Source organism: Pseudomonas sp. TNT2022 ID642 (assembly GCF_028656995.1).
Taxonomy (GTDB): domain Bacteria; phylum Pseudomonadota; class Gammaproteobacteria; order Pseudomonadales; family Pseudomonadaceae; genus Aquipseudomonas.
On sequence record NZ_JAMDGW010000012.1, the window covers coordinates 236,612 to 262,866 of the forward strand.

At 54.9% G+C, this 26,255-nt stretch carries 28 protein-coding genes; 13 read left to right on the forward strand and 15 right to left on the reverse strand.

The window, feature by feature from the left end:
- The first annotated feature begins 8 nt into the window (after positions 1-8).
- Entirely contained in the window at positions 9-203 is a 195-nt protein-coding gene (locus tag M5G26_RS13360; protein WP_273915670.1) for a hypothetical protein, read from the forward strand.
- 55 nt (positions 204-258) lie between these two features.
- Here M5G26_RS13360 and M5G26_RS13365 read toward each other — a convergent pair whose 3' ends face one another.
- The 4 genes from M5G26_RS13365 to tspO form a co-directional block, all read right to left on the reverse strand.
- The gene (locus M5G26_RS13365) at positions 259-669 is read right to left on the reverse strand and encodes a hypothetical protein (RefSeq protein ID WP_273915671.1); all 411 of its coding nucleotides are present in this window, start codon (positions 667-669) and stop codon (positions 259-261) included.
- Positions 670-746: 77 nt separating this feature from the next.
- Entirely contained in the window at positions 747-1,373 is a 627-nt protein-coding gene (locus M5G26_RS13370) for a DUF3885 domain-containing protein (RefSeq protein ID WP_273915672.1), read from the reverse strand.
- A 93-nt stretch (positions 1,374-1,466) separates the two neighbouring features.
- Positions 1,467-2,468, reverse strand: coding sequence for an alpha/beta hydrolase (locus M5G26_RS13375; RefSeq protein WP_273915673.1), 1,002 nt, complete (start codon positions 2,466-2,468; stop codon positions 1,467-1,469).
- Positions 2,468-2,908 carry a tryptophan-rich sensory protein TspO gene (tspO, locus tag M5G26_RS13380; RefSeq protein WP_007916213.1) on the reverse strand — a complete coding sequence of 147 codons (441 nt, stop codon included), beginning with the start codon at positions 2,906-2,908 and terminating at the stop codon, positions 2,468-2,470. Before tspO ends, M5G26_RS13375 begins: the two co-directional genes overlap by 1 nt.
- 142 nt (positions 2,909-3,050) lie before the next feature.
- Here tspO and M5G26_RS13385 point away from each other — a divergent pair, with 142 nt between their 5' ends.
- Entirely contained in the window at positions 3,051-3,317 is a 267-nt protein-coding gene (locus tag M5G26_RS13385) for a hypothetical protein (RefSeq protein ID WP_273915674.1), read from the forward strand.
- 63 nt (positions 3,318-3,380) lie between these two features.
- Here M5G26_RS13385 and M5G26_RS13390 read toward each other — a convergent pair whose 3' ends face one another.
- Complete coding sequence (locus tag M5G26_RS13390) at positions 3,381-4,898, reverse strand: EAL domain-containing protein (RefSeq protein ID WP_273915675.1); 1,518 nt, start codon at positions 4,896-4,898, stop codon at positions 3,381-3,383.
- 370 nt (positions 4,899-5,268) lie between these two features.
- Here M5G26_RS13390 and M5G26_RS13395 point away from each other — a divergent pair, with 370 nt between their 5' ends.
- The gene (locus tag M5G26_RS13395) at positions 5,269-5,598 is read left to right on the forward strand and encodes a DHCW motif cupin fold protein (RefSeq protein ID WP_038367105.1); all 330 of its coding nucleotides are present in this window, start codon (positions 5,269-5,271) and stop codon (positions 5,596-5,598) included.
- 134 nt (positions 5,599-5,732) lie between these two features.
- Here the strand turns inward: M5G26_RS13395 and M5G26_RS13400 are convergent, their stop codons facing one another.
- On the reverse strand, positions 5,733-6,182 hold the full coding sequence (locus M5G26_RS13400) for a GNAT family N-acetyltransferase (protein WP_273915676.1): 450 nt from the start codon (positions 6,180-6,182) through the stop codon (positions 5,733-5,735).
- A gap of 160 nt (positions 6,183-6,342) precedes the next feature.
- Between M5G26_RS13400 and M5G26_RS13405 the strand changes: the two genes are divergently transcribed.
- Positions 6,343-8,262: a tyrosine-protein phosphatase gene (locus M5G26_RS13405; protein WP_273915677.1), complete on the forward strand. Its 1,920-nt coding sequence runs from the start codon at positions 6,343-6,345 to the stop codon at positions 8,260-8,262.
- 712 nt (positions 8,263-8,974) lie between these two features.
- Here M5G26_RS13405 and M5G26_RS13410 read toward each other — a convergent pair.
- Positions 8,975-9,946, reverse strand: a complete 972-nt coding sequence (locus tag M5G26_RS13410) for an AraC family transcriptional regulator (RefSeq protein WP_273915678.1) — start codon at positions 9,944-9,946, stop codon at positions 8,975-8,977.
- 267 nt (positions 9,947-10,213) lie between these two features.
- Between M5G26_RS13410 and M5G26_RS13415 the strand changes: the two genes are divergently transcribed.
- The 3 genes from M5G26_RS13415 (at position 10,214) to M5G26_RS13425 (ending at position 14,334) form a co-directional block, all read left to right on the forward strand.
- Entirely contained in the window at positions 10,214-11,017 is an 804-nt protein-coding gene (locus M5G26_RS13415; RefSeq protein ID WP_273915679.1) for a 2OG-Fe(II) oxygenase, read from the forward strand.
- A 699-nt stretch (positions 11,018-11,716) separates the two neighbouring features.
- Positions 11,717-12,886 (forward strand): DUF262 domain-containing protein, encoded by a 1,170-nt coding sequence (locus M5G26_RS13420; protein ID WP_273915680.1) that lies wholly within the window; start codon positions 11,717-11,719, stop codon positions 12,884-12,886.
- Positions 12,883-14,334: an ATP-dependent nuclease gene (locus M5G26_RS13425; RefSeq protein WP_273915681.1), complete on the forward strand. Its 1,452-nt coding sequence runs from the start codon at positions 12,883-12,885 to the stop codon at positions 14,332-14,334. The genes M5G26_RS13420 and M5G26_RS13425 overlap by 4 nt, the downstream gene beginning before the upstream one ends.
- Positions 14,335-14,511: 177 nt before the next feature.
- Here M5G26_RS13425 and M5G26_RS13430 read toward each other — a convergent pair whose 3' ends face one another.
- The 3 genes from M5G26_RS13430 to M5G26_RS13440 all read right to left on the reverse strand — a co-directional run bounded on the left by M5G26_RS13430 (position 14,512) and on the right by M5G26_RS13440 (position 17,811).
- The gene (locus M5G26_RS13430; RefSeq protein ID WP_273915682.1) at positions 14,512-16,242 is read right to left on the reverse strand and encodes a DUF6119 family protein; all 1,731 of its coding nucleotides are present in this window, start codon (positions 16,240-16,242) and stop codon (positions 14,512-14,514) included.
- A 183-nt stretch (positions 16,243-16,425) separates the two neighbouring features.
- Positions 16,426-16,788, reverse strand: a complete 363-nt coding sequence (locus tag M5G26_RS13435; protein ID WP_273915683.1) for a DUF6124 family protein — start codon at positions 16,786-16,788, stop codon at positions 16,426-16,428.
- A gap of 462 nt (positions 16,789-17,250) precedes the next feature.
- Positions 17,251-17,811, reverse strand: coding sequence for a hypothetical protein (locus tag M5G26_RS13440; protein WP_273915684.1), 561 nt, complete (start codon positions 17,809-17,811; stop codon positions 17,251-17,253).
- Positions 17,812-18,001: 190 nt separating this feature from the next.
- Here M5G26_RS13440 and M5G26_RS13445 point away from each other — a divergent pair, with 190 nt between their 5' ends.
- From M5G26_RS13445 to msrA, 4 genes are all read left to right on the forward strand, one after another.
- Positions 18,002-18,382 carry a hypothetical protein gene (locus M5G26_RS13445; RefSeq protein ID WP_273915685.1) on the forward strand — a complete coding sequence of 127 codons (381 nt, stop codon included), beginning with the start codon at positions 18,002-18,004 and terminating at the stop codon, positions 18,380-18,382.
- 140 nt (positions 18,383-18,522) lie between these two features.
- Complete coding sequence (locus tag M5G26_RS13450; protein WP_273915686.1) at positions 18,523-18,777, forward strand: hypothetical protein; 255 nt, start codon at positions 18,523-18,525, stop codon at positions 18,775-18,777.
- 175 nt (positions 18,778-18,952) lie between these two features.
- The gene (locus tag M5G26_RS13455; RefSeq protein WP_273915687.1) at positions 18,953-19,246 is read left to right on the forward strand and encodes a hypothetical protein; all 294 of its coding nucleotides are present in this window, start codon (positions 18,953-18,955) and stop codon (positions 19,244-19,246) included.
- A gap of 85 nt (positions 19,247-19,331) precedes the next feature.
- Complete coding sequence (msrA, locus tag M5G26_RS13460) at positions 19,332-19,838, forward strand: peptide-methionine (S)-S-oxide reductase MsrA (RefSeq protein ID WP_095118586.1); 507 nt, start codon at positions 19,332-19,334, stop codon at positions 19,836-19,838.
- A gap of 105 nt (positions 19,839-19,943) precedes the next feature.
- Here the strand turns inward: msrA and M5G26_RS13465 are convergent, their stop codons facing one another.
- From M5G26_RS13465 to M5G26_RS13480, 4 genes are all read right to left on the reverse strand, one after another.
- Positions 19,944-20,072, reverse strand: a complete 129-nt coding sequence (locus M5G26_RS13465; RefSeq protein WP_273915688.1) for a hypothetical protein — start codon at positions 20,070-20,072, stop codon at positions 19,944-19,946.
- Positions 20,072-20,722: a hypothetical protein gene (locus M5G26_RS13470; protein WP_273915689.1), complete on the reverse strand. Its 651-nt coding sequence runs from the start codon at positions 20,720-20,722 to the stop codon at positions 20,072-20,074. The genes M5G26_RS13465 and M5G26_RS13470 overlap by 1 nt, the downstream gene beginning before the upstream one ends.
- 91 nt (positions 20,723-20,813) lie before the next feature.
- Complete coding sequence (gene sseB / locus M5G26_RS13475) at positions 20,814-21,605, reverse strand: enhanced serine sensitivity protein SseB (protein WP_273915690.1); 792 nt, start codon at positions 21,603-21,605, stop codon at positions 20,814-20,816.
- 222 nt (positions 21,606-21,827) lie between these two features.
- Entirely contained in the window at positions 21,828-23,954 is a 2,127-nt protein-coding gene (locus tag M5G26_RS13480; protein WP_273915691.1) for a TonB-dependent receptor family protein, read from the reverse strand.
- Positions 23,955-24,144: 190 nt separating this feature from the next.
- Here M5G26_RS13480 and ppk2 point away from each other — a divergent pair, with 190 nt between their 5' ends.
- A complete protein-coding gene (gene ppk2 / locus M5G26_RS13485; RefSeq protein ID WP_134177185.1) occupies positions 24,145-24,960 on the forward strand; it encodes a polyphosphate kinase 2 in 816 nt (271 codons plus the stop codon).
- 38 nt (positions 24,961-24,998) lie between these two features.
- Here ppk2 and M5G26_RS13490 read toward each other — a convergent pair whose 3' ends face one another.
- Positions 24,999-25,832 carry a suppressor of fused domain protein gene (locus M5G26_RS13490; RefSeq protein ID WP_273915692.1) on the reverse strand — a complete coding sequence of 278 codons (834 nt, stop codon included), beginning with the start codon at positions 25,830-25,832 and terminating at the stop codon, positions 24,999-25,001.
- A gap of 172 nt (positions 25,833-26,004) precedes the next feature.
- Here M5G26_RS13490 and M5G26_RS13495 point away from each other — a divergent pair, with 172 nt between their 5' ends.
- A complete protein-coding gene (locus M5G26_RS13495; RefSeq protein ID WP_273915711.1) occupies positions 26,005-26,220 on the forward strand; it encodes a hypothetical protein in 216 nt (71 codons plus the stop codon).
- Positions 26,221-26,255 lie beyond the last annotated feature (35 nt).

Consider the following 26,255-nt stretch of genomic DNA (forward strand, 5'->3'; position numbering starts at 1 on the left):
CAAAGGAAATGTTTAATTTCTTTTTGACGTTTGTGTTCGTGCTGATCCCCACGGCGTCGCTCTCACTCGACAGTTACCTTCGTTATCGAGTCGCCAGAAACCAACCAGTGAGCAATGTCTGGAAGGGGTGTAATCATTTGCTTTCCATCTTGCTGCTCATGCAGTTGCTTGGCTTGGCGCTGTACTTCTTCTACATCGCCTGAGCGTGGCGATTGTCGGCCTTCCAGGGAGAGTAAACCTAAGCCTGAAAACGGGCGCCTATCGTTGTGCAAGCACTTCACGCCTGACCTGCAAAGAAATCACAGCAAAGCCTTGGCCGGTGCCGCGCTGGGAAGCCGTATAGTTCTGATGCGCCGACACGTCCTCCCATTGGCTTACGAACTCAACGTGTTGATGATCACTGTCGGTGTCAATTTGAAACGCTATGAACCGTTCCGCTTGATCGAGGATCAAGCCATACAGGCGTGGCATTCCGGGAAAGTCGACTTCAAGATCGAGTACGACGGTTTCTGACCAATCAACACCTTGGCGCTCGCCGAAACGTGCCAAGGCCTCGGGAATACCGGTATCACGCCAGAATCGAGCAGTTTCCGTCAGGCGATGGGCAGTCACCGCATTCTGTTCCTGCACATTGAGTTGCCGCTTCTTGAGCAGACGATCTATTTCCATATTGCGCCCCCAGTATTGCTCACGCCCAAAAGCTCCCTTTTGGGATTCGTCGCTGATGTCAGCGCCATGTGTAGCAACTAAAGCGCCCCTGCGAACGTGGCATCCATGGCCGAGCGGTCATAGTCCAGCAGGTATTGATTGTGCCGCTCGTACAGTTGCGAAAGCAGCGATGCATTAGGGCCGACGACATCCATGCCTCTGTCGTCGTAGGGGAAGACCATGACCTGTTTCGGCAGATTGAACAGATACACATCAACGTGGGGATTGGGCTCGATAACGCCAAAATCTTTAGCCAATGCACACCAGAGAAATGCTTGAAGGCTTGTGATCGGCGCTTCGAACGCGATGTTGATCCAGTACTCAGGCTGTTCTTCGCAATACCATTCTTCGACATCTATCTCCTCGCTCCAGATCGAGCGTTCAGGAGGAATATCAATGCCGGCAGATCGAAATGCCTGAATCGCGGCCCGATGAGTAAAACCAAGGGCGCCTGAGTGAGTGCGCAGACACACCGCAAACGTTGCCGCGTCAGAAAAGATATCGCTGCAGATCGTTGTCGATTTTCGTAGGGCGGTCAGGAACTGCTCAATGACCCCACCCGTTTCGGAGAGCTCAAAACGCAGTCCTCCAGGGTAGGAATAGTAAAGCGGTCGGGCAAAGGCTTTGCCTTGAAAAGTCCTCTCGATTTCATCTCGTAGGTTCACGTTGTCCCTTCGTATTCATGAGCCTGTCTCCTCAACCAAGGAGTTGCGGACAGATCTTACTTTAACCCCGACTCTAGAGCTAAGTCGGTGGACTCAGTGAGACGGCGCCGCTGCTGGCGTTTGTGGCGAACCAACGGCCTCGACGCGCGCCGAAATCCATTTCCGGCTGTAGGCCAGCACGCCTTGAGCGATAGCCGTGGGGAAGTGGATAAAGCCGTGGGGTGAGGAGGGCAGCAGGTACATTTCGACCGGGGCCGCTTGCGCCCAACGTTTGGCGATGTCGAGTGTGTCGTCGCGTAGCGGATCGAGTTCACCGGCAAACAGCAGCGCGGGCGGGAGGCCGCTGAAGTCGCCGTACAGCGGAGACAGCGATGGCTGACGGCGCTGCTCGTCGGTCAGTTCGGGTGTGAGCAAGCGCAACGCCTCGACCATGCCGGGGCCGTCCAGCACCAGTGTGTCCGCAGGCGCGTTGCGTACGCTTGGCGTTCCGGTGAGGTCGTAGACGCCGTAATACAGCAGTGCGCCGTTGATGCGTTGCAGTAAATCGGGCCATTGCTTCAGCGCCAACAAGGTCGCCGCCGCCAGATGGCCGCCCGCCGATTCACCGACCACCACCACGGGCAGACCGGCAAATTCGGCATCACTCAATACTCCGCGCGTAGCGTTGAGGCAGTCTTGCAGCAGACCTTCAATCGGCGTCGAAACCGCTAATCGATAGTCGACCGAAACCACGGTCACTTCGCAGGTATCAACAATGGCCGCGTTGAAGTTGTCGTCCATCTGCGCATTGCCGATCACCCAGCCGCCACCGTGAAAATCCAGCACCACGCCTTTCGCCGGGCCTTTGGGGCGGATGATCCGCACAGGCACGTCATCCATCAACTTGCGCTCAGCCGTCAGGCCAAACTTGCGCAACACGCCGGAGCCGCCGATCTGGCTGACGCGCAACAGCGCCTGAATCAAGCGCGGCGTCAGGCGGTTGCGGATCTTGAAGCGTGGCAGCCAGGCGAGCTTCCTGTTGAAGGCCCGCACCTGCGCCAACTCACGTTCGCCCTGCGGCCACGGTGTTTCACTACCCCAATTGGCACTGGTCATCAGCGGTTCTTGATCAGGATGGAAAAATTCAACGCCGCGGCAACGCACAGCCATGCGAGATAAGGAAACAGGATCAAGCCAGTGATCAGGTCCAGTTGTATCGCCAGCACCACCATCGCCGCGACCACCAGCCACAACACCGTGAGAATCACCATCGCCGCCAGCACCTGATGCGCACCGAAGAACACCGGCGTCCACAATGTGTTCAGCGCAATCTGCGCCGCCCACAACGCCAGCACGGTCTGGCTGCCGGGGATCAGGCTCAAGCGGTAACCGGCCCACGCCAGCAGTAGATAGATAATCGTCCAGGCCACCGGGAACGCCCAATTGGGCGGAGTGAAACCGGGTTTGTTCAGCCCTTCGTACCACGGCCCCGGTTTGAACATCACGCCGGTGGTTGCCGCCGCTGCGCAGGCCAGAAGAAAAATAAAAAAGGTCATCGCCAGTCCTTGGCTGAAATCAGCCGGTTGGGGGTTTAAGAAAGGGACGCCTCGGCGAGCGAAAAGTTTGCCATGAATTCCAGATTGGTCTGAGGGCGATTCAATTTGAACTAAAAACTGACCATCGCGTCAGGATAGTCAGTTGCCTTTTCCTACTGACGCGGATGACATCATGTACAGCTATCGCATCGAATACCGATTTAACGAAGAGCCTCGTGATCACTTGTTTGAACTCAAAGAACAGCAGTTGCCTGTCCACGAGGCCGCGATGCATCTGCTGGAACTGCATCTGGGCGACGCGGAGAATGGTTTGATCATGCCCACAGCGGATTCAACAGCCGAGCAGATTCTTGAACATGCCGCGCGGGTAGGGATCACGCACATCAAGGTGGTCAGCCAGACCAGCTGACGCGGGCTCTCAGCAAACCCATCACGCGACCGAAGATGGGTTTGCCCGGATGTTTATGCGCGCTTAAATCGGCATCGCTGCTTCCAGTGCATCCTGCTCAACCGCCACGTTCGTACGCTCTCGAAAGAAGCGCAAAAACGCATCCGCCGGCATCGCCTTGCCAAACAGCCAGCCCTGCCCAAACTGCACACCTTGACCGCGCAGGTAATCGCGCTGCGCTTCGGTCTCGATGCCTTCAGCAACGATCTGCAGACGCAGGCTTTTGGCCATTTCGATAATGTGGCCAGTCACTGATCCGGTGGCTGCATCCTGATCGATGTTGTCGACGAACGATTTGTCGATCTTCAGCACATCCAGCGGCAATTGCTGCAAATGCTGAAGACTCGAAAAACCCGTGCCGAAATCGTCAATGGCCGCCAGATAACCCAGCTCGCGGGCGCGATTGACGGTGGCGCGGGCAGCGTCGATCTCGACGAAACCGCGTTCAGTCGCTTCCAGCCAGATCTGCTTCTGCTGCACATCGGCGCGACGCAATGCAGCTTCCAGTTTCGGCAGGAAGCGGCCACTGCTGACGTCTTTCGCCGCCAGGTTGATCGCTACGTGCAGGCTGCGTTCCTTGACCAGCAACGGGCCGAGATCATGCATCACATGGTCGATCACCTGATCGGTAATCGGCAGAATCAAACCACTGTGCTCGGCCAATGGTATAAACGCGTCGGGACACACCTGCGAGCCATCCGGATGCTGCCAGCGCACCAGTGCCTCCGCGCCGACGCAGGCACCGTCGCTGAGGCGCATGATCGGTTGATAGTGAACGACGAACTCGCGATTGCGCACCGCCAGTTGCAATTCGGCCAGCGGTGACAGGCGTTGCCGGGTGCGGCGCACGATCAGCAACACCAGCACACCTGCGAGCAAGCCACCGATCGGCAACAGCATCAATTCACGGCGGATCAGCCCTTGCATCAGCTCGTGGCGCGACAGTGCGGCGATGGCGACCCAGTCGCCGCTGTGGACGAGGGTGTAGAGGTAGCCGTCGGCAAGGCCCGAGTGCGGGCCGGAATGCACGCGAGCAAGGAAGTGTTCCGCGCCCGGACGCGAGGCGCTGACCAATTGCCCGGCAGCAGTGCCGACCGCCAGGTGCAGATCCTCATCAAGCATCACCTGCAAAAACTGCTCGGGATCGACCAGCACGTTGAACGCCGCATACTGCAGCGCCATCATCGGCTTGGCCGCAACGATGCGCGACTGCACACCGAGCGACACACGCACGCCATCCGAGGTGGTGAAGTCTTCACGCCACGGCGCCGCATGCTGCCCGACCGGGCCCCAGGAACCGCAGGCGTAAATCTCTTCTTCGACATAACCGATCGACTTTACCGAGAGCGTGTTGATGGTCAACAGACGCATCTCGTCGATGCTTTCCGGCGTGCACGGCGCGAGACGCGAGCCGGCGATGGATTTCAGCGCGCCGGCCGCTTCACTGAAAGTGCCATGGGCACGACTGGAAGCGACGGATGCGAGGGTTTCCAGGCGTTGTTGAGCCGCTGCCAGATTCAACATCCAGGCGACGTAACCCATCAAAAGGACCGGAAGCAAGACACACGGAAGGCCCAGGAGAATGCTCCCCCAGACAATGCGTTTTTTGTTCATTTAGCGCCACCTTGGCCTCAAGGCCTGTGACGTGCGCACAGCACGGCTGTTTTCAGCCATTACAGATTACGGCTGCCGTGTAGGGTAAATACTGCTCCAGATCAACTTAACTGACTGCCCGGATTGTTTGGTTTCTCTGCGTTCTGTGAGCTGTGTGACCGGGCCTCATTGCTGGCAAGCCAGCTTCCACAAGGACCGTAATCAGAGTCTGTATCCCGCAAATCCGAGCTGTCTGTATCTATCGGCACAATTCCCTCGTTGATACCTTGCGCGCTTCGCGAACATCAACGAGGTAACCATGGATCTCACCGCCATTCCTTTCGGTACCACCGACTGGTCAACCATTGAGCCGGTGGCGCATGCCGGGGTAACCGGCACGGCCTGGTGGCGAACGTGCCAGTTTGGCGCAACGCGCGTGCGGATGGTCGAGTACAGTCCCGGCTACCTCGCTGATCATTGGTGCTGGCGCGGCCATATCCTCCTGTGCCTGGAAGGGCAGTTGCAGACTGAACTGGAGGATGGCCGCCAGTTCACATTGACTCCCGGCATGAGTTACCAGGTAGGCAACGACGCCGAAGGTCATCGATCCTTCACCGCCACTGGCGCGAAACTGTTCATCGTCGATTGAGTTCGCGCTGATGCCTTCAGGTCTTTTTCTGCTCGTGATGGGGGGCTTTTCAGTCAACACCACCTCAGCTGGCCGGCCGCCATCGCGAGCAGGCTCACTGCTGCAATGGTTCTACGGTGGGTTCGGTACTGCCATCACCATTGCTTTTGCATGATGATCGTACGTTCGACGCCGTGATATTCGTCTCGAACCCTGTCGAACCCAAGCGATCGATAAAATCCTTCAGCCGTGATCGAAGAGGGCACATGCAGCTTGGTGAAACCCTGGCTAACGGCAACAGACTGGAGTCTTTCCATCAGCCGCTTACCCAGTCCTTTACCCTGACAGCCCGGCTCGACAAACACGCTGCGAACCACGTCCTGATCAAGACTGGCGGTGGCCACGATGTGTTGATTCAAAGTCGCCACATAAACCTGACGTTTGCCCAGCAAGCCCAGAACCGCCTGCGGTGAAAAGCTGCGCTGCACCTGCTCTATAACGTCTGGCGAATAGTCGCGCCCATTGGACACACGCAAAGTATTCACGATGAGCTCACTGATGTTCGCGGCATCTTCGCGTGTTGCCATTCGAATCAGATCTTCCATTTTCGTTAATTCCTGAGACTTTCTCTGCCGGAGGATGGACCAATCACGCACCCCACGGCCCAATCGCGCAGCCATTTCCATTCAAACCGAAACTGTCATATTCAGTATCACTTGCCTAACCATAGTGACCAGCCCAACGCTTAAACAATGAGGCTGCACTGTGTTTCAACGTCTTCTGTGTTCGCTGTCCGGACTGAGCCTGTCCATCGCCGCCGCCCATGCTGCCGAGTCCGTGCCGCTGGACACGCCGCGCCTGCAAGGCATCGACAACTTCCGTGATATCGCCGGCATCACCACCGCGTACACCACGGCCCACGACGGCACGATGCGCAGCGGCGTGTTCTACCGCTCCAACGCGCTGACGCCGACGGCCAGCGATCTGGCGACCCTCAACAGCCTCGGCATCAAAGCCATCTACGACCTGCGCACCCCGAGCGAAATCGCCGCCACCCCGGACACAATGATCAGCGGAGCGACCTACCAGAACATCGACATCATCGGCAGCACCACGTCCGGCGCGAACATCACCAATATCTCCTTCAAAAGTGCCGCCGACGCCATCGCCATGATGGAGCAAACCAACCGCGCGTTCGTCAGCGACGCCGGCATGCGCGGCCAGTTCGGCGTGCTGTTCAATGAACTGGCCAGTGTCGATGCTGCGCAACTGTTTCACTGCACCGCCGGCAAGGATCGCACCGGCTGGACCGCCGCCGTGTTGCAGAGCATTGCCGGGGTCGACGATGCGACCATCATGGCCAACTACCTGGCCACCAACGACTACACCGCCGCCCGCGTCGCCGCCACGCTGAAGGCGCTACCGCCAAGCATGGCCGCGATCTACGAGCCACTGCTCGGTGTGCAGGCCAGTTACTTGCAGGCCGGCCTCGACGAAGTCACTGCGCAATACGGCAGCATGGACAACTACCTCAAACAAGGCCTCGGCCTGTCGCAGGAAACCATTTACGTGCTGCGCGGCAAACTGGTCGAATACAACAGCCTCCCAGGCCAAGCCGGGCTGATCGGCAACGCCGCTGCCGGCGCCGAACTGCTCCGCGAATTGCAGAACACCAGCCTGTCCGGCACCTACAGCGCCTACAACTATTACCTGCAATCGGCCATCGACGCTGGCACCCTCGGCGGTGTCGAATCGCAGGTCGGCGGACAAGTCCACGCCGACGCCGCCAGCTACCTGCTGCGCCAAAACGCAATGATCGAACAAGCCGCCGCACCGTTCGCCAGCGGCACTGACCTCAAGGTCGGCCAATACCGCCTCTGGACCACCGCGCTCGCCGGCTACCTCGGCACCGACGGCTCGGCCCACGCCGAGAGCAGCAACGAACACAGCCAAGGCCTGATGGTCGGCGTCACCCAACGCTTCAGCGAACAACTCAGCGCACGCGGTGGCTTCGGCTACAGCAAAGGCACGGTCGGCGGTGCAGGTGGCGAAGCCGATACCGACTTCACCTTCCTCAACGTCGGCGCCCGCTACGGCTTCACCAGCCTCGAACAAGGCCTGTTCCTCGACGCCAACGCCAGCGCCGGCTACATCGATTACGACAGCAAACGCGACCTTGGCGGCGGCCTCGGCACCGCGAAGGGCGACACCCACGGCAACCTCAGCGGCGCCACCGTCGCGCTCGGTTACCGCGCCCCGGTCAACGGCATGACCTTCGAACCGAGCCTCGGCTTCCGAGTCAGCCACCTAGACCTCAACGGCTTCAAAGAGAAGGGCAGCGAACTGGCCCTCGACGTCGACGACAACACCGCCACCCGCCGCAGCGCTGTCGCCAACCTCAACGTCGCCTTCGCCCCAGTGGCGATGGACGCTTGGCAACTGGTGCCGGGCGTGCAAGTGGGTTACGAACGCACACTGGGCGACAATCAGGTCGACAGCCAAAGCCACCTGCTGGGCCTCGATATCGAACAACGCGCGGCTTTCGACAATCGCGATCAGTTCAGTGGCGGCGTCAACCTCATGGCCAGCCTCGGCGCGCTGAGCCTGGGCGCAGAAGTCGGCGCCAATGGCGGCGGCGACAGCCACGGCTTCAACGGCGGCCTCAAGGCCAGCTACGCGTTCTAAAAGAAAACGGGGTCAAGGAAGGACGACCCCATCCAACAAACACCCCAAAAACCAATGTGGGAGCGAGCCTGCTCGCGAAAGCGCCAGACCAGTCAACATTAAATCGACTGACCCACCGCATTCGCGAGCAAGCTCGCTCCCACAAATTTGATTCCATCCAATAGCAGCCAATCAAAAGCCCCTCACCCTAACCCTCTCCCGAAGGGAGAGGGGACTGACCGCGTGGATTGGAAGAGTTACACCGACGTGGCATACCGAGTCGAGCTCAAATTTTGAAAAGCCCACCAATCGGCTCCCTCTCCCTCGGGAGAGGGATGGGCGGGCGGCGTTCCGATGAGGGGCAGCCCCACCACAAAACCTGCGAGTGTCCCTTGCGCTTGTATATGAAGTTGTGGGAAAGGGGGCTGACCGAGGCGTCTTGCGTCATGCATCGACCTGAAAGATCGAGGCGATTATGGATTCAAAGCAAGACTCTCAGGTCGGTGTAGATCTTCAATATGCCCGGCTCGGTTCCCTCTCCTCGGGGAGAGGGCTAGGGTGAGGGGAAAGCAGTTACCGCAAAATCAACTGGCCAACTCGGTCAAACGCCTCCGCGCCCACTCCTCGATCAACCGCGTCGGCGTGCCATCCCCACGCTTAGCGACCCATCGGCGCGGTGCGACGATTAGCTAAATATTCTCACCACAAGTTACCTTGCGAACCTGTTACCCAATCACCCCCGAGCCCGAAACTCCGCCGGACTAACCCCATAAGCCCCCTGAAAATACCGACAAAACCGCCCCACATTACTAAACCCAAATCGCAACGCCACTTCAGTCACCGACCCCGAATCCCGCTGCCTCAAAACCTCATAAGCCCGCTCCAGCCGCACCTGCCGCTGATACGCCACAATCGACATCCCGACAAACCGCCGAAACCCCTCCTGCAACGCCCGCTGACTGACATGACTCAACCGCGCCAGATCCACGCCACTGACCAACTGCTCCGGATGCGCCTGAATAAACTCCACCGCCAACTTCACATGCCGTGGCGCAACCATCGCCGTGGGCCGGCGCAACGCCTCGGAAAAGTTATGCGGCCACGCCTCCAACACCGCATCAATCAACATCTCGCGCAACCGCGACGGCATCAACGTCCCGCTGTTGATCAACAAATCAAACTCCGTCCCCGTGGCCAGATCAATCAACGCCTTGATCCCCTGAAACGCTGCCGTCTCAAGATCCACGCTCGGCTCAAAAACGATCTTCTGCAGAATCGGTTTATCCAACAACGCCGACAGTCGCTCGGTGAGCTGGTGACGATTGATCGACATCCCGTGATGCGCGTGATCATCCAGAAAGCGCATCGAACGGATATCCGCCTTATCAATCGCCAGCCCAACGTGCGACACCCCGATAGACTCGGTGGCATGGTTGAAAACGATCTTGCCAGCAGTGGGAATGACGAACGTGATCTCATCCTGTGGATCAGGGAAAGCGACGGTGAAATCACCGTGATAATGCATCCGCCGAAAACTCACCCCCTCATGCCGCCCATAAACTCCGCCAATAATGATGTTCGACGGCAGCGGCGGATTGTCCGCATAACGATTGCCAAACAATCTGGAAAACAGTGCACCGAAGTCGTCCGAACGGAGGTTGTCGGAGCGCAGGATAATTTGCTGGCGAACGGGAGTCGGAAACACCTTGGCGGCACCTTCGGTTGGGGGCTCTAGGGCAGGGATGAAGGGTAGGGCGCCGAGGAGATTAGCAGAGGAAATATGACCGGTTTGTGACAGCCGGAAACATGCCGTAACACCGCCGCACCACGTTTAAGCAAAGGACACTCGGCAGCCAATCGCCGACATGGCAACCTGCTCGCAACTGTACTCAGCAAACAAATAGCGGCGACGCCTCCAGCGCTTGGCCCTGTTTGACATGACCTGAAAGCATTCAAGTTAATTGGAGCGGCAATGCAAGCCAACACACAAACACTCCCCATCACCCTGACCCCGGAACTCGACTTCGACCAAAACGCCGCCAGCGCTTTCGGCGAATCACTGACCAGCGAATACACCCAAGCCACACCATTCCCGCACATCGTCATCGACAACTTCCTGCAAGCAGACGTCATCGCCAGCATCCGCGAACACTTCCCGGTCGAACCGACCAACAACGAACAAATCTACGAGCGCGGCTACAAAGGCCAACTCAAACGCCAAATCAGCCCCAACGCCTGCAGCCCTTACCTGAAGAACGTGTTCAACACCTTCAACTCCGCACCCATGCTGGAATTCCTCGAAAAACTCACCGGCATTCAAGGACTGATTCCTGACCCTTATTTTGCAGGCGGCGGGTTACACGAAACCAAAACCGGCGGCTTCCTCGGCGTGCATTCGGATTTTCGGCTGAACAAAAAGCTCAATGTTGAGCGGCGGTTGAACGTGATCATTTACCTGACCGAGGACTGGCAGGAGGCGTACGGCGGCAACCTGGAGCTTTGGGATGTGGGGATGAAGAAATGCCTGAAGAAGGTGCTGCCGGTTTATAACCGGTGTGTGATTTTTAATACGGATAAGGACAGCAATCACGGGCATCCGGAGCCGTTGACCACGCCGGAACACATCACTCGGCGGTCGATTGCGCTTTATTACTACACGGCGAGTCGGGTGGGTGTGGAGCCGGGGCAGAGGAATAAAACGCACTATAAGCCGCGGCCGAAGGATCGGTGGAGTTTGAGGTATTACTGGAACAAGTTGTTCAAGAGGAAAGGGTGAAGGTTCACCTGCGCTCGATGAAATCGATGATTTATGCGTTCTAAATTATGCCGGTATTAGCGGGAGGCCGCGATTTAATGGCGGTGGTCGGTTCCTCTTTCCTGAGAGTCAGCTCTTACGTCCGCTCCCCTTAGTTTATCTAGGATCGGTTTAGCCAATAAGGGCGACAACAGTTCGGTGAGTTGTTCACGATTGATTATCTCATCATGCGCGTAAGTCGAAGACGCGCATTTTGTGGATCTACTTGTCGAGAGCTAGGTTCGATATGCAGCATAGCGGTGGACCAGATCGTGGATAGGGACGATCTGGTCGGTTGTAGCGACGACGAAAGTGATGTCGTTCTGTGGATCGGAAGAACGATGACGTCGTGGTAATGCATGCGACGTAACCTGACGCGATCGTACGGTCCTGATACGCCGCCGATGATGTTCATCGATCGTGCGACTCATCGGCGAAGCGGTTGCCGAATAGTTGGAAAAAAGGATACCGAAGTCGTCGGAAAAGAGGTCGTCGCAGCGGAGGGTGGTTTGTTGACGGTTTGGGAATGAGAACACCTTGATTGGTTCTTTGATTTGGGGAACCTGGACACTGGGAGCCGAGAATGGGGAAAGGGTGGCGGTGCGGCCAGTTTTGTGACGGACGCTAAAATTTTTGGGATCGGCTATGCTCGGTTCAATTTTCATTCATTTAGGAGGGTGTATGCGGTTGGTACCATGGGATCCAGATATCCAAACAGTGATGACTCGCATCGAGTCTGCCGCTTTAGATCTGCAACCAAACTTTCAACGTGGTGAAGTCTGGCCGAAATCAAAGAAACAGCGGCTAATTGACAGTGTGTTGCGCGAGTGGCATGTACCACCTATTCACGTAATTGAAAGTCCAGACACGAGAAAGCAGGAAGTCCTTGACGGTCAGCAACGTCTTGTTGCTATTAGGGATTTTGTTAGGGGGGAATTCTCAGTAGATGGATCTATAGAGCCGCTGGACTCTAAAATTAAAATTCTTGATGGAAAAAAATATAGAGATCTCCCGGATGAGGTTCAACGCCAATTTGACCAGTTTACACTGCGGCTTTATAGAATTGTTGATTTTAAACCGTCGGAACCTGCAGAGCTCTTCTATCGCCTCAATCAGCCATCAAACTTAACGGGCGCAGAGCAAAGGAACGCATTCTATGGACCTGTAAGAGATCAAATTAGAGAGTTGGTTAAAACTCTCGAGCGTCGTGGCATAGGGAAAGAAGAGTTTGGATTTTCTAATGCGCGAATGGCGTATGATGATGTGGTCTGTCGAGTTGCTTTGACTGTTAAGCGCGGGACTATTGCTACCAAAATTATTGGCAACGATTTGGTTGAGTTGTATCGGAGTGAGGAAGCTCTTAGTGATGCGGATTTCTGTCATTTAGAAGCGTGCCTAGTGATGTTTGCCGAGGCATGTACGACTGAGCCAAAACCAAAGTTTAACAAGGCAACTCTATACTCTTGGTTGGTTTTTGCGGTGAGAGGTATTTCCTTAGGCGCATTTGATATCGATAGCTCTAAGATCATTTCGCAGTTTCTTCGCTACTTTTTTTATCAGAATACTCTGGCAGCTTTAGACGGCCCTGTACCGGGAAGTTATCCCATGTATATGTTATTTCCAATTCATGATGATCGTGCTACTTCTAGGGTCGCAGACGTATCATCGATAATTCTCCGCGATTTTGTCATATGGTGTTCGTTTGTAGAGTTCTCAAAGATCACCATGATTAGTAATGTGGCAATAGATAATGTCAAAAATAAAATAGAAGGGATTCTCAGTGACTCTGCGATAGATCCAGATGTATTGGGGCGAAAAATACTTAATTCCGGCTGGGGAGAGCTGAAATGAGTGTTCGAGCAGCTAGTTTTGGGGATGATTGGCGGCGTGTCTTTCATCGGAATTACTCGGAGTGCGTGAAAGAAATTTCCATCTCTAATTCGTTGGCAATCGAAGATGCTAATATTTCCTTGGGGAGGGGTATTGTTGCATTAGTTGGCGGTAATGGTGTAGGGAAGTCTACACTTGCTCACGCTATAGTCGAAGGTCTTTTGAATTCCGCAGCTACTCCCGATCTTTTAGCTCAGCAAAATCGTATCGATGGCGTTGCTATAGATTTTAAAATATCTAAAGAAGGTAATGCTCATACTCGTAAAGTTTCTTTTGGTAATGGCACAAAAATAGTTGAGGGCGAGGATACCGTAAGTTGTATATGGATAGATCCATCCTTATTTTCAATGATGTGTCGGCAGCAAATTAATGGCGACAAGACATTTGAGGAAATACTGGATGGTATCACTCCAAAACTTTTAACTGATGAGCAGCTTCAGCTAGCTTCTTATGTAGTGGGTAAGGATTATGAAACTTGTGAGGTTTGGGAGGTCTCAGAGTACGGGCCATTCGAAGTTTGGCCATATTTTAGGGTTGGGATTAATGGTGTTGTATACGGAAGTGAGACTATGGGGCAGGGTGAATTGGCTTTGCTCTCGGCGCTTTGGACTGTTCAGCGATCGCCGGATAACTCTCTAGTAATACTTGAGGAACCTGAAACTCATGTGTCATCAAGATCTCAGCTTGCTTTTATGGATTTTTTGGCGAGAGAGGGAGGAAGGCGCGGAATTAGCTTTCTCTTAACAACACATTCACCTGTAATATTACAGCGCATTCCCCTATCTAATACTTATTTGTTGTTGGCAAACGGTTCTCGATCATGCATTTTAACGCCACCACGTTCGCACCATATTTCGTCCTTGTTAGGGGGTGGGATTTCATACAAGGCACTTCTTGTTATCGAGGATGAAACTGCAAAGGTTTTTTGCGAAACGATTATTGAGCAAATAGATCCCGACTTCGCAAGGCAGGTTAGTTTTGTGGTCGCTAGAGATGGTGAGTCTGAAATAGTTAAAGTTCTTAACACTATGCCCCGAGTTCAGGGGTGGGCGACCCTAATTGGATGTTTCGACGGAGACCAGCGGGAGCACCATCGAACCCTTAATTTACCCTGGCCTCATGTGTTCTTACCAGGCATCGAGCCTCCCGATCAGATTCTAAGAAATTGCTTTAGGGAGTTGGACCAAGAATCGGTTGCTCGCGAACTTAGAGTAGATCCTCGGGATTTATTAGTTGCTATCGCTTCTACAGCTGGTGTGGATTTTCATGACTGGGCAGGAAATATGTCTCGATCATTAAATATCGGGCAGGCGGAGTTTGTGAGAGGAGTTACAAAAGTGTGGATTGTTCTCTTTGGTGACGCGGATTCTAAAGTGTTTGTTGAAACAGTAAGGCGATCTTTGGCGTGAAGTGTGGCATTGCAGGATAGATCTATTTTTATAACAATAGATCTATCCTTTTTGTTTGAAATATGATTGTCTCTATTTGGATGGTTGTAAGCTACTCGTTTTTCTAAGCGCCTGGGTAGCGCGAGTGGTGTATTTATGCCGTTTCTGAAGATTTTTATTTGTTTTGTGCGCATTGTATTAGTGTGATATTGATCTTATATAGTTTTTTCTAATTACAGGTATGAAGCGTATGATGACATCGCTAAACTTGCATATATTTCTAAGGTGTTCGTGCATTAGCTTTAATTCGTACTGAGCCATAAGTGGTATATCCTGTTTGATTGGTGCTTTAGTTCGTTGGTCGTATAACAACCACAGGCAAACAGTGTAATCTTTTCCGTATATGTCTGCAATATCCGACTTTAAGTAGTCTAAATAGTTTTTTTTGTTGGTGTTTGTGCCTTGGCTAATATGGAGCCTTATATCATCAAGAAAAGTTTGGTCGTTTACGAATGCATGGCAGTAGAACTGCGCTTGAGAAAATAGGTAATTGGTAGATGATGTATTTTTGTAAGGCTTGCAATGAATGATTCTAATTGTTCTCTCGTCGGTTAGGTCTAGGATGTCGCAAAATTCTTTATCTTTACGGCCTGTTCCGATTTTTAATTTTGCTTGATCGAATAGGATGCATGAAGGGCGGATTTTGCAAACTCTGCTATTAAAGATACTTTCTTTGTTAAGCATGTTTTTATCATCGCTGATATCTATTCCGCTGAAAATTTCTTCGCATGGTTCTTCGTGTAATTTGTTGTTGGTAAAGTTGACTATCTCTTGATAGAAGTCATTGTCTACCTGAAGCCACCTTCCATCACTTAAAACAAAATATTTGTCATCGAGACATTGCTCAAATGATAGGCAGTTATATATTGGCCATTTTTTATAGTTTAGTACTCTGTTCTCTTCGTGTGAGTAGCAATAAATGTTTCTCGCCTTTAATCTTGCTATTGTGATTTTGTCTGCATTTATGTGCTCGAATACTTGGAGTATGTCTAGGTATGAATAGGTTTTGTCATCACGCTTTTTGTTGTTTGTAAAAGTGAACCCGCAGTCTGGGTCTATAAGTACTTCTGGGATTCCGAGGCTTATTTTTGATATATCTTTAATTGATAGATGATTGATTAATATATGGTCTAAAGCTTCTTTTTCTGTTTCTGATGCCTCATTGAAATGTTTGTAGTTTGGGAAAAGTTTTGTGTATTCTTTGCTTGCGTACTCTAACAAAAAAATTTCGCAGTAGTCGATAAGGATCTGCCAGGTTAATTTCTCTTTTCCTATAATTTTTATAGTTAGGTTGTTGCGGCCTTGAAGAGTGACGTTTTTGTGGTTTTTCATGTGGGCCGAAATGTACCGCAGATCTTCGGCTTCACTTAATCCAAAGGCGAATGAGTCTATAGGTTTATTGACCTGTCTGTCAATATGTGTCGGAGTTATTGCGTGGCTCTCGCTTTTTGTTTGGCGTATCTCTTCATTTCCGCACATGTTCATTGCGGTTTTTATTCCAAAGTCTGATTCGAAAGCATCTCTATCTAAGTAACTCGCTGCGCTGCGCCCAAAAGTTGCAGCGAATATCCTGTCGTTAATGTTCATAAGCAAAATCCCATTCGGGTTCTTGCTTTTTGCCTTGAATTCTAAGTTTTCAGTAGTGGGTATTTTATCGTTTATGAAACTCAGCCACGGTGGGTTGGACTTTTCTGTAGAAGTTTCGAAGTAAATAAAATAGCAGTCAATGTTGGATGTCGTAAAGTTAAACCCTTTTGCTGATAATAAGCCAAGGATATTTTTTTCTTGATCAAATATTGTTTTGAACGTCTTGTTGTTGCGCGCTAGGAAAAAAGAGATTTGTGCTATCTCAACGTCCGATGAGCCCATGGCTATCCCTCGCATTAGCAAGTCATGTTTCAACAGCTAAGCAGCAATAGAGAATCTGTCAATATATAGATCTGCGGACCTGTGACGACTTCTGGCAGGTATACGGCGCACTCTTTCAAAATCACGCGTTCGAGTTCCCTCTGCAAAGATAGCCGAATCAGCTTTTACAGAGGGAGTCACTGCTTACTCCACTGGCACTACGTTATCCAACGCCCGATTCACCGCCAACTCCCCTAGCATTACCACCTGCGCAATGCCTTGCAGTGTCTTGCGTGCCGGTCCGTGAACCATACCGATAACATCTCCAAGCATCACGGAAGCCGACCCGAGCGATTCACTGGCATTCAGCAGCAACTCCTCAGTCTTGGTTTTTGGATTGGCGATAAACATCGTGTTGGTTTGGTACGGTGTGGCCATGATTTCCGGAGCGGGGCCGAGGTAGTGGGAGAGGGCGCGGTCGACGGCTTCGTTGAATTTCTTGGCGTCGGGGGATTCGTCGCCTGCGATTGGATCGGTTTCTGGCGGGTTCGGCGTAATTTTGAACATAGATGAAACTCCTGGGAAACGATTAAGGAGCCATCACACTTCGCTACCAAACGAGGGGTGGCGGCCATGCACAGGTTGGTAGACCGGCCCAGGAGCCCGGCGCGTCCGAGGACGCCCTACGCATGGCCACCATAAAGCGGAGATCAGACAAACGATCTCTGCGAAAGGTGCGCAATGCGCCTGGGAAAGTCGGGCTACCAAACCCGATCACTGCTATTCAGTGACCGAACCACAATAGAACCCGCATCCAAGGCGCACAAGCCGGCGGATTCTGGCGTAGTCGTAGGCAACGGCGCAAGGCGTTGTAGGTTGGGATGACGTAACTTGGGGTGTCTTTAAACAAAGCCCAGGAATTGCTTCAACAGGGCAGTTCGAGCTGTTTTTGCGATGTCTTTGTGGACTGGAGGAGCGGGAGCCGTTTCGCGATCCATCGGGGGCAAGTCCTCTCGCTACAGGGGGGACTTAATTCGCCAGCGAAATCAGCATGTCGATCACATTAATCGGCACATAAATCAGCGTAATCCCCGCATACGCTTTACGCGACCGTGCCACAAACGCGCCAATCGGCAACACAATCATGATCACATCCAGCAAACCCCAAAGCGCCACCGGCGATGCCTCAAACAACGTGACATTAACGATCAGCCCCAAGCACAGATATGTGGACAGCGACAGCAATGCATAGCGCCCATCCTGTTCAAAATACACGCGCAACCCGTGCTGCTCATCCTCACTGCGGCTCGGCAGCAACAACGCCGCGGTGACAAACAGTGACAGCGTCAGCATCACCAGCAGTAGAAATTCGAGAAACGAGAAGGTCTGTTTCACCGCCGACAGTGCGTTGACGGCCCACCAGAATTGCAGCTGCATGGTAAACAGCATCACCGCCCAGACCAGCGCCACCCAATCTGGCTTGGCTACTCGGCGGATGCGGAACACGGTTAATGTGCCGAGCAGTAGGCGGGTGACGGAGAGCCCGAGGATCATCGAGAGAACGGTGGCGACGATTGGGAAGTTGCTCATCTTGCCTCTCGTGAACTCGGTTTTGGCTGAAAGGGTGTTTTGGGCAGACTAGGTGGGGCGGGTAGGACCGTCAAACGTGACTGTGCGGTTGGGTGGGCAGAAAACGCCTGTAGAGCCTTGCTGCGAGAAGGTAATGGATTAGGATGCGCGAAGGCTGGAATGGATCTTCTCGACTAAGGATGTGTGGTTTATGGAATCTGCTTTTTCGCAAGTTGCCGAGCGTTTGCACAACCGCCGGTTTGCCGTGGCGAACAACGCTCAGGGGTTGTCCGATGCGCGCACGGTGTTTCACTACTACGTCGAAGGCGAGGCGGTTTGGGGGACTTATGCGGGTGGGCATATTCGCATGGGTAACCAGGTCGGGCGGGTGACCGGACCGGACAGTATCGAGCTGCTTTATCAGTGCATCACCACGGATGGCGAGATTCGCGCGGGTTGGTCGCGGGGCGTGGTGGGGGTTGATGAGGCGGGGCGGACGACGTTGCGGTTTGTGTGGGGGTGGTTGTCGGGGGCCAGTGGAGGCGGGGAGTCGAGTTACGTTGAGGTATCCCCGGACCGTATGTCGGCATAGATCCGGTCTCGTTTAGCCCGCTGATTTGGGCGTCTGTTCAGTAATAAAGTGCTGAGGCTCAGCACGGCCAATGACATCATGCCCATTTCCGGTGAGGGTATAGGGCCGACTGTCTGCAAGGAATAGAGGAGGGATATTTGATGAGCAAACTGTCAGCAATGATCGCGCAAGCGAGTGTGGGCCTTTCTGTGCAGCAGCGTATTTCGGATGAAAAGTGGACGGCAATTGCGCAGCAGTGTGGGGACGAAGAGGTTGCTGAAATACGCGGTCGAATTGACGCGCTGAGGGCTGAGTTGTCGACGGTGGAGGATTGGGATGGCGATACTCAGGATGAGATTCATCTGGCGATTGCTCAATTCACCTGGATGCTGGAGCTCGCGTCTAATGGTGTCTAGCAGGTGAATGTGCTGTTCTCATAACTTTTGTCTCGTCAGTACCCGTGATTGGCGTTTTTGAATTGAAATGAATGTCGTCAACGTCGGCAACCGGCCAGAAGCGTCTCATCTAAAACCGTGGCTTTGCAGCCATGTTATGGTCTCGAAACCAAAAGAAAGCCCACGGAATTCAATCATGGAACTGGTTCGACCCACCCCTGCGGAATATCACACCAACGACAGCTACTGGCGACTTTTCAAGCTCGCAGATGGTTCTGTCTACATCCTCGTTGAATGTGAAGCGTCTTTTGTGGGGTACCAGTCCATGATCAAGCTCAACGCCGAGGAAATGCGTGACTACCACGGTTTGGGCTGGTTATCGATTCAGCATCTGGCTAACCGAATCAATTACTTTGTCAGTGATTACAGCGGCCGAAGGATTACGGGTTCTTTGCTCGATGAAGCCAATCAGGTTTCAGCGCGTCAGTAGTTCTATTGGCTCAGCCCCTTGGAATCCGCCAACCCGCCCTCATAACCATCGCTATACCCAACACCCCGAAGAGGAACGACACGCCATGACCACTCAAACCGAAACCGCCATCCTCGCTGGCGGCTGCTTCTGGGGCATGCAGGATCTGCTGCGGCGTTATCCCGGTGTGTTGCAGACCCGCGTCGGTTACACCGGCGGCGATGTGCCGAACGCTACTTATCGCAACCATGGCGACCACGCTGAAGCCATCGAGATCACCTTCGATCCTGCGGTGATCAGCTACCGACAGATTCTTGAATTCTTTTTCCAGATTCACGACCCGAGCACGCCCAACCGTCAGGGCAACGACCTTGGACGCAGCTATCGCTCGGCGATTTACTACCTCAGCGAAGAACAGCGCGATGTCGCTGAAGACACGGCTGCCGATGTCGACGCCTCAAAACTATGGCCGGGCCGCGTGGTGACCGAAATCGAACCGGCGGGGCCGTTCTGGGAAGCGGAGCCGGAGCATCAGGATTACCTTGAGCGTATTCCGAATGGCTACACCTGCCATTTCATTCGGCCGAACTGGAAGCTGCCGAAGCGCGGGTGAGGGGCACGCGCCTTTCTTTCAGCGACACTTGAGTGGTTGTAAGGCTGAATGAGTTTCCGACTTCGCGGGCAAGCCCGCGAAGAGGCGAGCGCTCATGGCGCCGTTTTAGCCCTGCGCTTGATCCTTCAAATCATCCAGCGCATCGATGATCGCCTCATCGCTGTCGGCCATTGCGTCTCGCATGGCTTCAGCGAGGGTGCTCTGGATGTGGAAGTGATCGAACAGTGTCGCCATTAATGCCGACTGACCTGCTTGAGCCAGTTCCAGAAGGGGTCGTTCGATTCGCTCACATCCATGCACTCTGTACCGCGGACCAGATCCGCTGCTCGCGCCGGTATGCCCAGCCCGAGCGTTCGCTCGACGTGGCTTCGCAACAGAAGAGGCGGTGGAGGGTAATCGTCTTCGGCGTATTTTTTTTCGCGTACTTCATCCGGGGTCAGTTGGAACTGCTCCGGCCAGCAGAGCTCGTCGTAACCGATAGCCAGCAGCCTCAACAAGTCTTCAATCGTGTCGGTCAGGACGCAAAGCATCGTTGACCCGGACCCTGATCCCAGATGGACGAATCGCTGTTGCCCGATGTCGTCCAGCCACAGCCCGGCCCACGAGCCGTCCCCACCGGTTCTGAGGAACAGGGTCAGGCGCTGGTTTACGTCAGGATCATCGCTATTAGTCCAGCGGGCGGTGTCGGCAGGTACTGGCAGGTAAAAAGCGGTTGTCGCCACATCGCTATGTGCCGGGTCCGGATGCAGCGTCATGTAGCGCGTGCCATCGCGGTGACTGCGCACGCAGCCATGTTCTTCCAACAACTCAAGTGCATGGCGAAGGCGTGTGGGCAGCGGATTGCCCGCAGGAAAAGCGGCCGCCATTTCATCGGCTAAGTTCATTCATTTCCTGACTCGGCGGGCATTGGAGAGGGTTGGGTTCCGGTGACCTCGGCGGTCTCGTCCAGAACCCAAGGTCCTGGTGTATGTTCAATCATGCTTTACCAAACCCCAGAAAAGAACGCAGTTTATGGCCCCACTTGCGCTCATAGAAGGGCGTGGTTTCCCTGAGAAAGTAATCACTCAGGCCGGCTTCACCTTGGGATACCCGGCATAAATCAACCGGCTCGCCCTGTGGCGCGGTATCCCCGGCAACATTGCCCGCCTCACGCATAACCTGCTCAATATCGCCGTCCGCCTCAATGCCCACGATCAAGTGCGGTTTTTCGTCCACCGAGGTGTCATGCATCAATGCCAGAAATCCGCGCTTCACATTGGAATGTTTGGCGAGCAGTTGGGTGAGCGAGTGGACCATTTGTGACGGGTATTCGGCAGGCTGGCCGAGCAGCACGTTGGTTTCTTTCTCGACCGTGCGTTCCGTGGCGGTCTGGCCAACAGCATCGGCGAGCAAATTTTGCACCTCTTGCGGGAAAAACTCTTTGCCGTACGGCGACTTCGGATTCAGGCAGAGCAGGGCGCCCAGTGTGATTTCGAACAACGATCGGGCGGGTATCTCGAGGTAGGACTGCTCGCTGTCGATGGACTGTTGCAGTGTTTGCAGTGACGAGAAAAACGGGATGACCGGGGTGCCGTCCGGTTTTTGCCAATGGGCGATGCTGATGTTGCTGCCGGCTTGGAGATTGACGTGGCCGTCGGCCTCACCAGCAGTACCGAGGATGTATACGCTCGAGTTCAACAGTGTGTTGAAAAATTCGGGGCGATGTGCCGGTTCGTCGGCGGCCCGTTTGAGGCTTTTTTCCAGCAGGTTTTCTGGTTGGGTATCCATGGTATTCATCCGTGACTCGTTCTGAAACAGGGCATAGAACAGGTACATCGACGCGTGTTCGGCTGACGCCTACGCGGGCAAACCCGTTGCCACAGGTTTGCGTATAGATCACAAAATTCGGGTGCAGCGCAAATCACTGTGGGAGCTTGCCTGCTAGCGATGGTGGTGGGTCAGTTAGCTTCTTCGCAACAGACACACCGCCACCACCAGCAGGATTAGGTATCAGAGCAGACTCCACGAAACCCCGACATAAACCCCCATCCCTTCACCCGGAGTAGACCGCGCCGCATCCAGTCCCTTGTCGTCATACCCCGGCGTGACCGTTGCCGCGTAGTGTTTGTTGGTCAAATTGCGCATATCCACCCACGTCTGCCAGTCACCCTTCGGCGCGTTGTAACCCAGCGTCGCACCGAACAGTGCATACGGATCGGCGTAGTAGCTGTTGGCATAATCCACCGCCACTTTGGACACCAGTTGCGTATTCACCGCCGCAAAGAACCCCTGCGGCCAGTCGTAACGCAACTCACCCTGGTAGTAATGCATCGGCAGGCCCGGCAAGCGGTTGTCGCCGAAACGATCATCATCGCGATAGTGGAAATCACTGAAGGTATACGCCTGACGCAAGCTCAACTGACGGCCATCGGCCGCCGACCAGAGTTTGCTGTTGAGGCTGGCTTCCACGCCTTGGTGCACGGTCGGGCTGGCGTTGAGTTCGTAAGGGGTGACGGCGGTGGCATCCGGCAACACCGACAGCAGTTCATGCCGCACCTGCGCGTAGTACCACGCCAGACTCCATTCGCCGACGGCGCTGTCGCCACGACCGCCCAGCTCCAGCGTGGTCGCGGTCTGGTTCTGCAATTTGATCGGGTCTTTCTGCGTGCCGGTCGCCGCGCCACTGCCGGCCGGGAAGCGCACGTTGGAGCTGTAGATCAGCGACCACGGATGCGGCGCCTCAACCGAGCGGCTGAGGTTACCGAACACTTGCAGGTCCGGGGTGATCTGGTAGCGCAGGCCGAGGCGCGGCGCATAATCCCAGTCGTTCATGCTGGTTTTGCCGCCGCTCTGTGGGTAGGTCACAGCGCTTTCGCGGCGGGTGTAGATGGCGGCGAGGCCGGTGGTCAGCCAGAGGTCGTCGGCAATTTCCAGGTCGTTGCCAAAATGCAGAACGGTGTCCGAACCCTGGTAGGTGAAATTGCGCATGCGAGTGCCGGGCACGTAGCTGGCGGTGTTGCCGCTGGGGATGCGCACGAATTCGCTGGCACCGTCGTTGGGCAGGTGTTTGGTCACGCGCAGGCCGACGTTGCTGCGGCTTTCCATGCCGAAAATCGTGTCACGGCGCTTGTAGTCGAAGGTGCCGCTGACGTCGGTGTAGGCGACCTTCAAGCGGTTCGGGCCTTCGCGCAGGTCCATCGGGTAGTCGTGATAGGCGAGGCCGGTCTGGATGCTGGAATCGTCGTCGATGTAATAAGTGGTCTTGGTGCCGATGAAAGTGCTGCCCGGCTGTTTGCGGCTGTCATCGCGTGCCACATAGGACGGATTGGCCGCGCGAGGCGAGTGTTCGATGGAGTGCTTGGTCACGCGGCCGGCGAGGTCGTTGTCGGTTTCGCGGTAACGGATATAGAAGCGGGTTTCCAGGTTCGGGTTGAAGCGATAGCCGAAGTTGGCGATCACGCCTTTGCTCTCGCTGGCGGTGTGATCCTGATAGCCGTCGGCGTTGGAGTCGGTGAGCGACACGTAGTAATCGAAATCGCCGAGCACTTGCCCGGAGCTGACCTGGCGCTGCTGATAGCCGTGGCTACCGGTGGCGTAGCGCACCTGCAGTTTCGGCGCGGTGTAACCGGTGTGGCTGACGTAATCGATGGCGCCGCCCAAGGCCAGCGAACCGCGATCAAAGCCGTTGGCGCCGCGTAGTACTTCAACGTGATCGACCCACAGCGGTTCGAGCAATTCATACGGCGTGCCGCCCGGGCCAGTCAGAGGCAGGCCGTCGAGCAGGGTGTACAGCCCCGACGCGTGAGCGCCCGGTGCGCGGTTGATGCCCGAGCCACGGACCGAGATTTTCACGCCTTCGTTGCCCGCCGACTGCGCATAAACGCCCGGCTGATAGGCCAGCACATCCTGATTGCTCGCCACGCGACCCTGCAATGGCTGGCGCATGTCGACCACGTTGGTGCCACCGGGGACTTGTTCCAGACGGGTTTTGGCTTCTTCGACGCTCGCGTCTGAAGCGCTTTGCTCGTCGGCCGAAATCAGCACTTGCCCCAGTTCCAGACCTTGAGTCTCGGCCATCGCCGGGCAGGCGAGGGCCAAGCCGAGCAGGGCGGTGGGCAGGGATTTGGACGCGGGCATCGAGAAAACTCCAGGCAGACAAGGGCAGGGCAATGAACAGTGCGACGCAACAAAGAACGAACGAAACACATGGCAATTTGGCTTTTTGCCCGGCCATGGCAAACGGCACGGCATGGACTAACCTCACGTGTCTGGTTTGTCCCGTCAATCAACACTCTGTTTCTGCATTTATTGGAGAGAGGCCAAGGTCATGGCAAAAGGCAAAAAGAAGGCCGCCACGGCGCCTGAAAGTCTGAAACTGAAAAACAAGGATTACCTCGAGCATTTGCGCAAACTGCACGTCGAACTGGTCAAGTTGCAGGAATGGGTGATTGCCAAGGGCGTCAAGGTCTGCATCGTTTTTGAAGGGCGCGATGGCGCTGGCAAGGGCGGCACGATCAAGGCGTTGACCGAGCGCGTCAGCCCGCGTGTCTTCCGCGTGGTGGCGCTGCCTGCACCGACCGATCGCGAGAAAAGCCAGATGCATGTGCAGCGTTACCTGCCATATCTGCCCGCGGCAGGCGAAGTGGTGATTTTCGATCGCAGTTGGTACAACCGCGCCGGTGTCGAGCGGGTGATGGGATTTTGTACCGACGAACAGGCCGACAAATTCCTCAAATCGATTCCCTGGGTCGAACACGCCATCGTCCAATCGGGAGTGATCCTGCTCAAGTACTGGCTGGAAGTCAGCCCCGAAGAGCAGACCCGCCGGCTTGAGGCGCGCATCAACGACGGGCGCAAGACCTGGAAACTGACACCGATGGATCTTAAGTCCTACAGTCGCTGGTACGACTACTCACGGGCGCGGGATGAAATGTTCAAGCATTCCGATACTGAACACGCGCCGTGGCTGGTGGCCGACTCCAACGACAAGCGCCGCGCCCGGCTGAACATCATCACCGATGTGCTCAGCCGCATTCCGTATGAGGATGTGAAGCGCGAGAAGGTCGAGTTGCCCAAGCGGCAGAAGCCGGGCAAGTACCGCGATCCGGATTATCCGTACAAACGCGTAGCGGCGAAGTTTTGAGGTGTTGGCGTTTGCCACTGGGCGAACGCCACTTTGGCTCACACGACGCTTGCGCGCGTCAGGCTGCTGACCGGGCCGAAACCGGCGGACTTCAAGCGGGCGATCAGATCGTTCCGAGCGTTTTGCCCGCCCGAACGGATGTACTCCAGTTCAGCGGCGGTGATCAACATAACGCTGACCAGTTTGACGGGTGACAGCGGCATGTCCTCGATTTGCGTCGAAAAATCCGCTTCTGGCGCGCCGAGCAGCATGCCGGTCATGTCATCTTCGGTGACGAAATGCGCTGGCAATTGATCGCACATGTAGTCCGATTTGCTGAACCCGGGAATTTCAAACGACATCGAACCGTATTTTTCCAGACGCTCGGTGATACCACCGGCGTACGCGACCTCCCTCGCGAGGTGCTTCAACAACTCGAAGGCCCAACTGCGTGTAAACGGCTCAACGTCTCCCACCGCACCGCGCGCATGCTCGGGGATGTCGGCTGTTTCAATGAACAATTCCATTTCGAAACCGTTGCCCAGACCCTCGACACCATCGAAAGGGTCTGACATGCCTTCGGTGGCAAAGATGATCGAGTCGCCGCGGCGCACCACGCGATAGGCTTGGCGCGTCGATGGCCAATCCGGGCCGCCCATGAAGCTCGGACTGACCGCGTAACCCAGTACATCGTTTTCACTGACGCCAACCGTGTTCCAGTGCCGATCCAAGGATTTCTGAGTGGCGTCTCTTAGCGCCAGATTGGCCTTTTCCGCCTCGCTCAAATCTTCATGGGAGAAGGTTTCGTAGTGTTCTTCAGTTGTTTCTGGCGTTTGAGCTGGCTCGGCCGCCGGTTTTTTCAATGAGGCGAAAAGATCTTTAAAAAATTGCACTGGCGTTCCTTGCGCGATCGTAATGGCTTTGCCGAATGGCGAAAGCGGGGAGATTCTGGCATTGGTTCAGCTTGATGGCCAATGGCTTGTTTTCTTCCATCCGTCGACTGCGCTGAACCACTGGGATCTCACGTCTTTCTATCAAGGAAGTCCTTCACGAGATCTTTCCCCGATGTTCGATCAGCGCAAACAGGAAAAACTGGCGGCATGGCGAAAACTGGCGACGCACGCGCAGATGCGTCTGGACCCGGAAGAACAGTACGACGAACTGCTAAAAGCCGCCGATGAGATGGAGGAGCAGGGGCTGATCACCAGCGCCGAGTGGCGGCAACTGGTGCGGGATGCGGGCAATGTGTTCACCGGGGACATGCGGCGAACAAACGGTTGACGGCGCTACGAACGGCTTCAGCGCTTGATCCACCC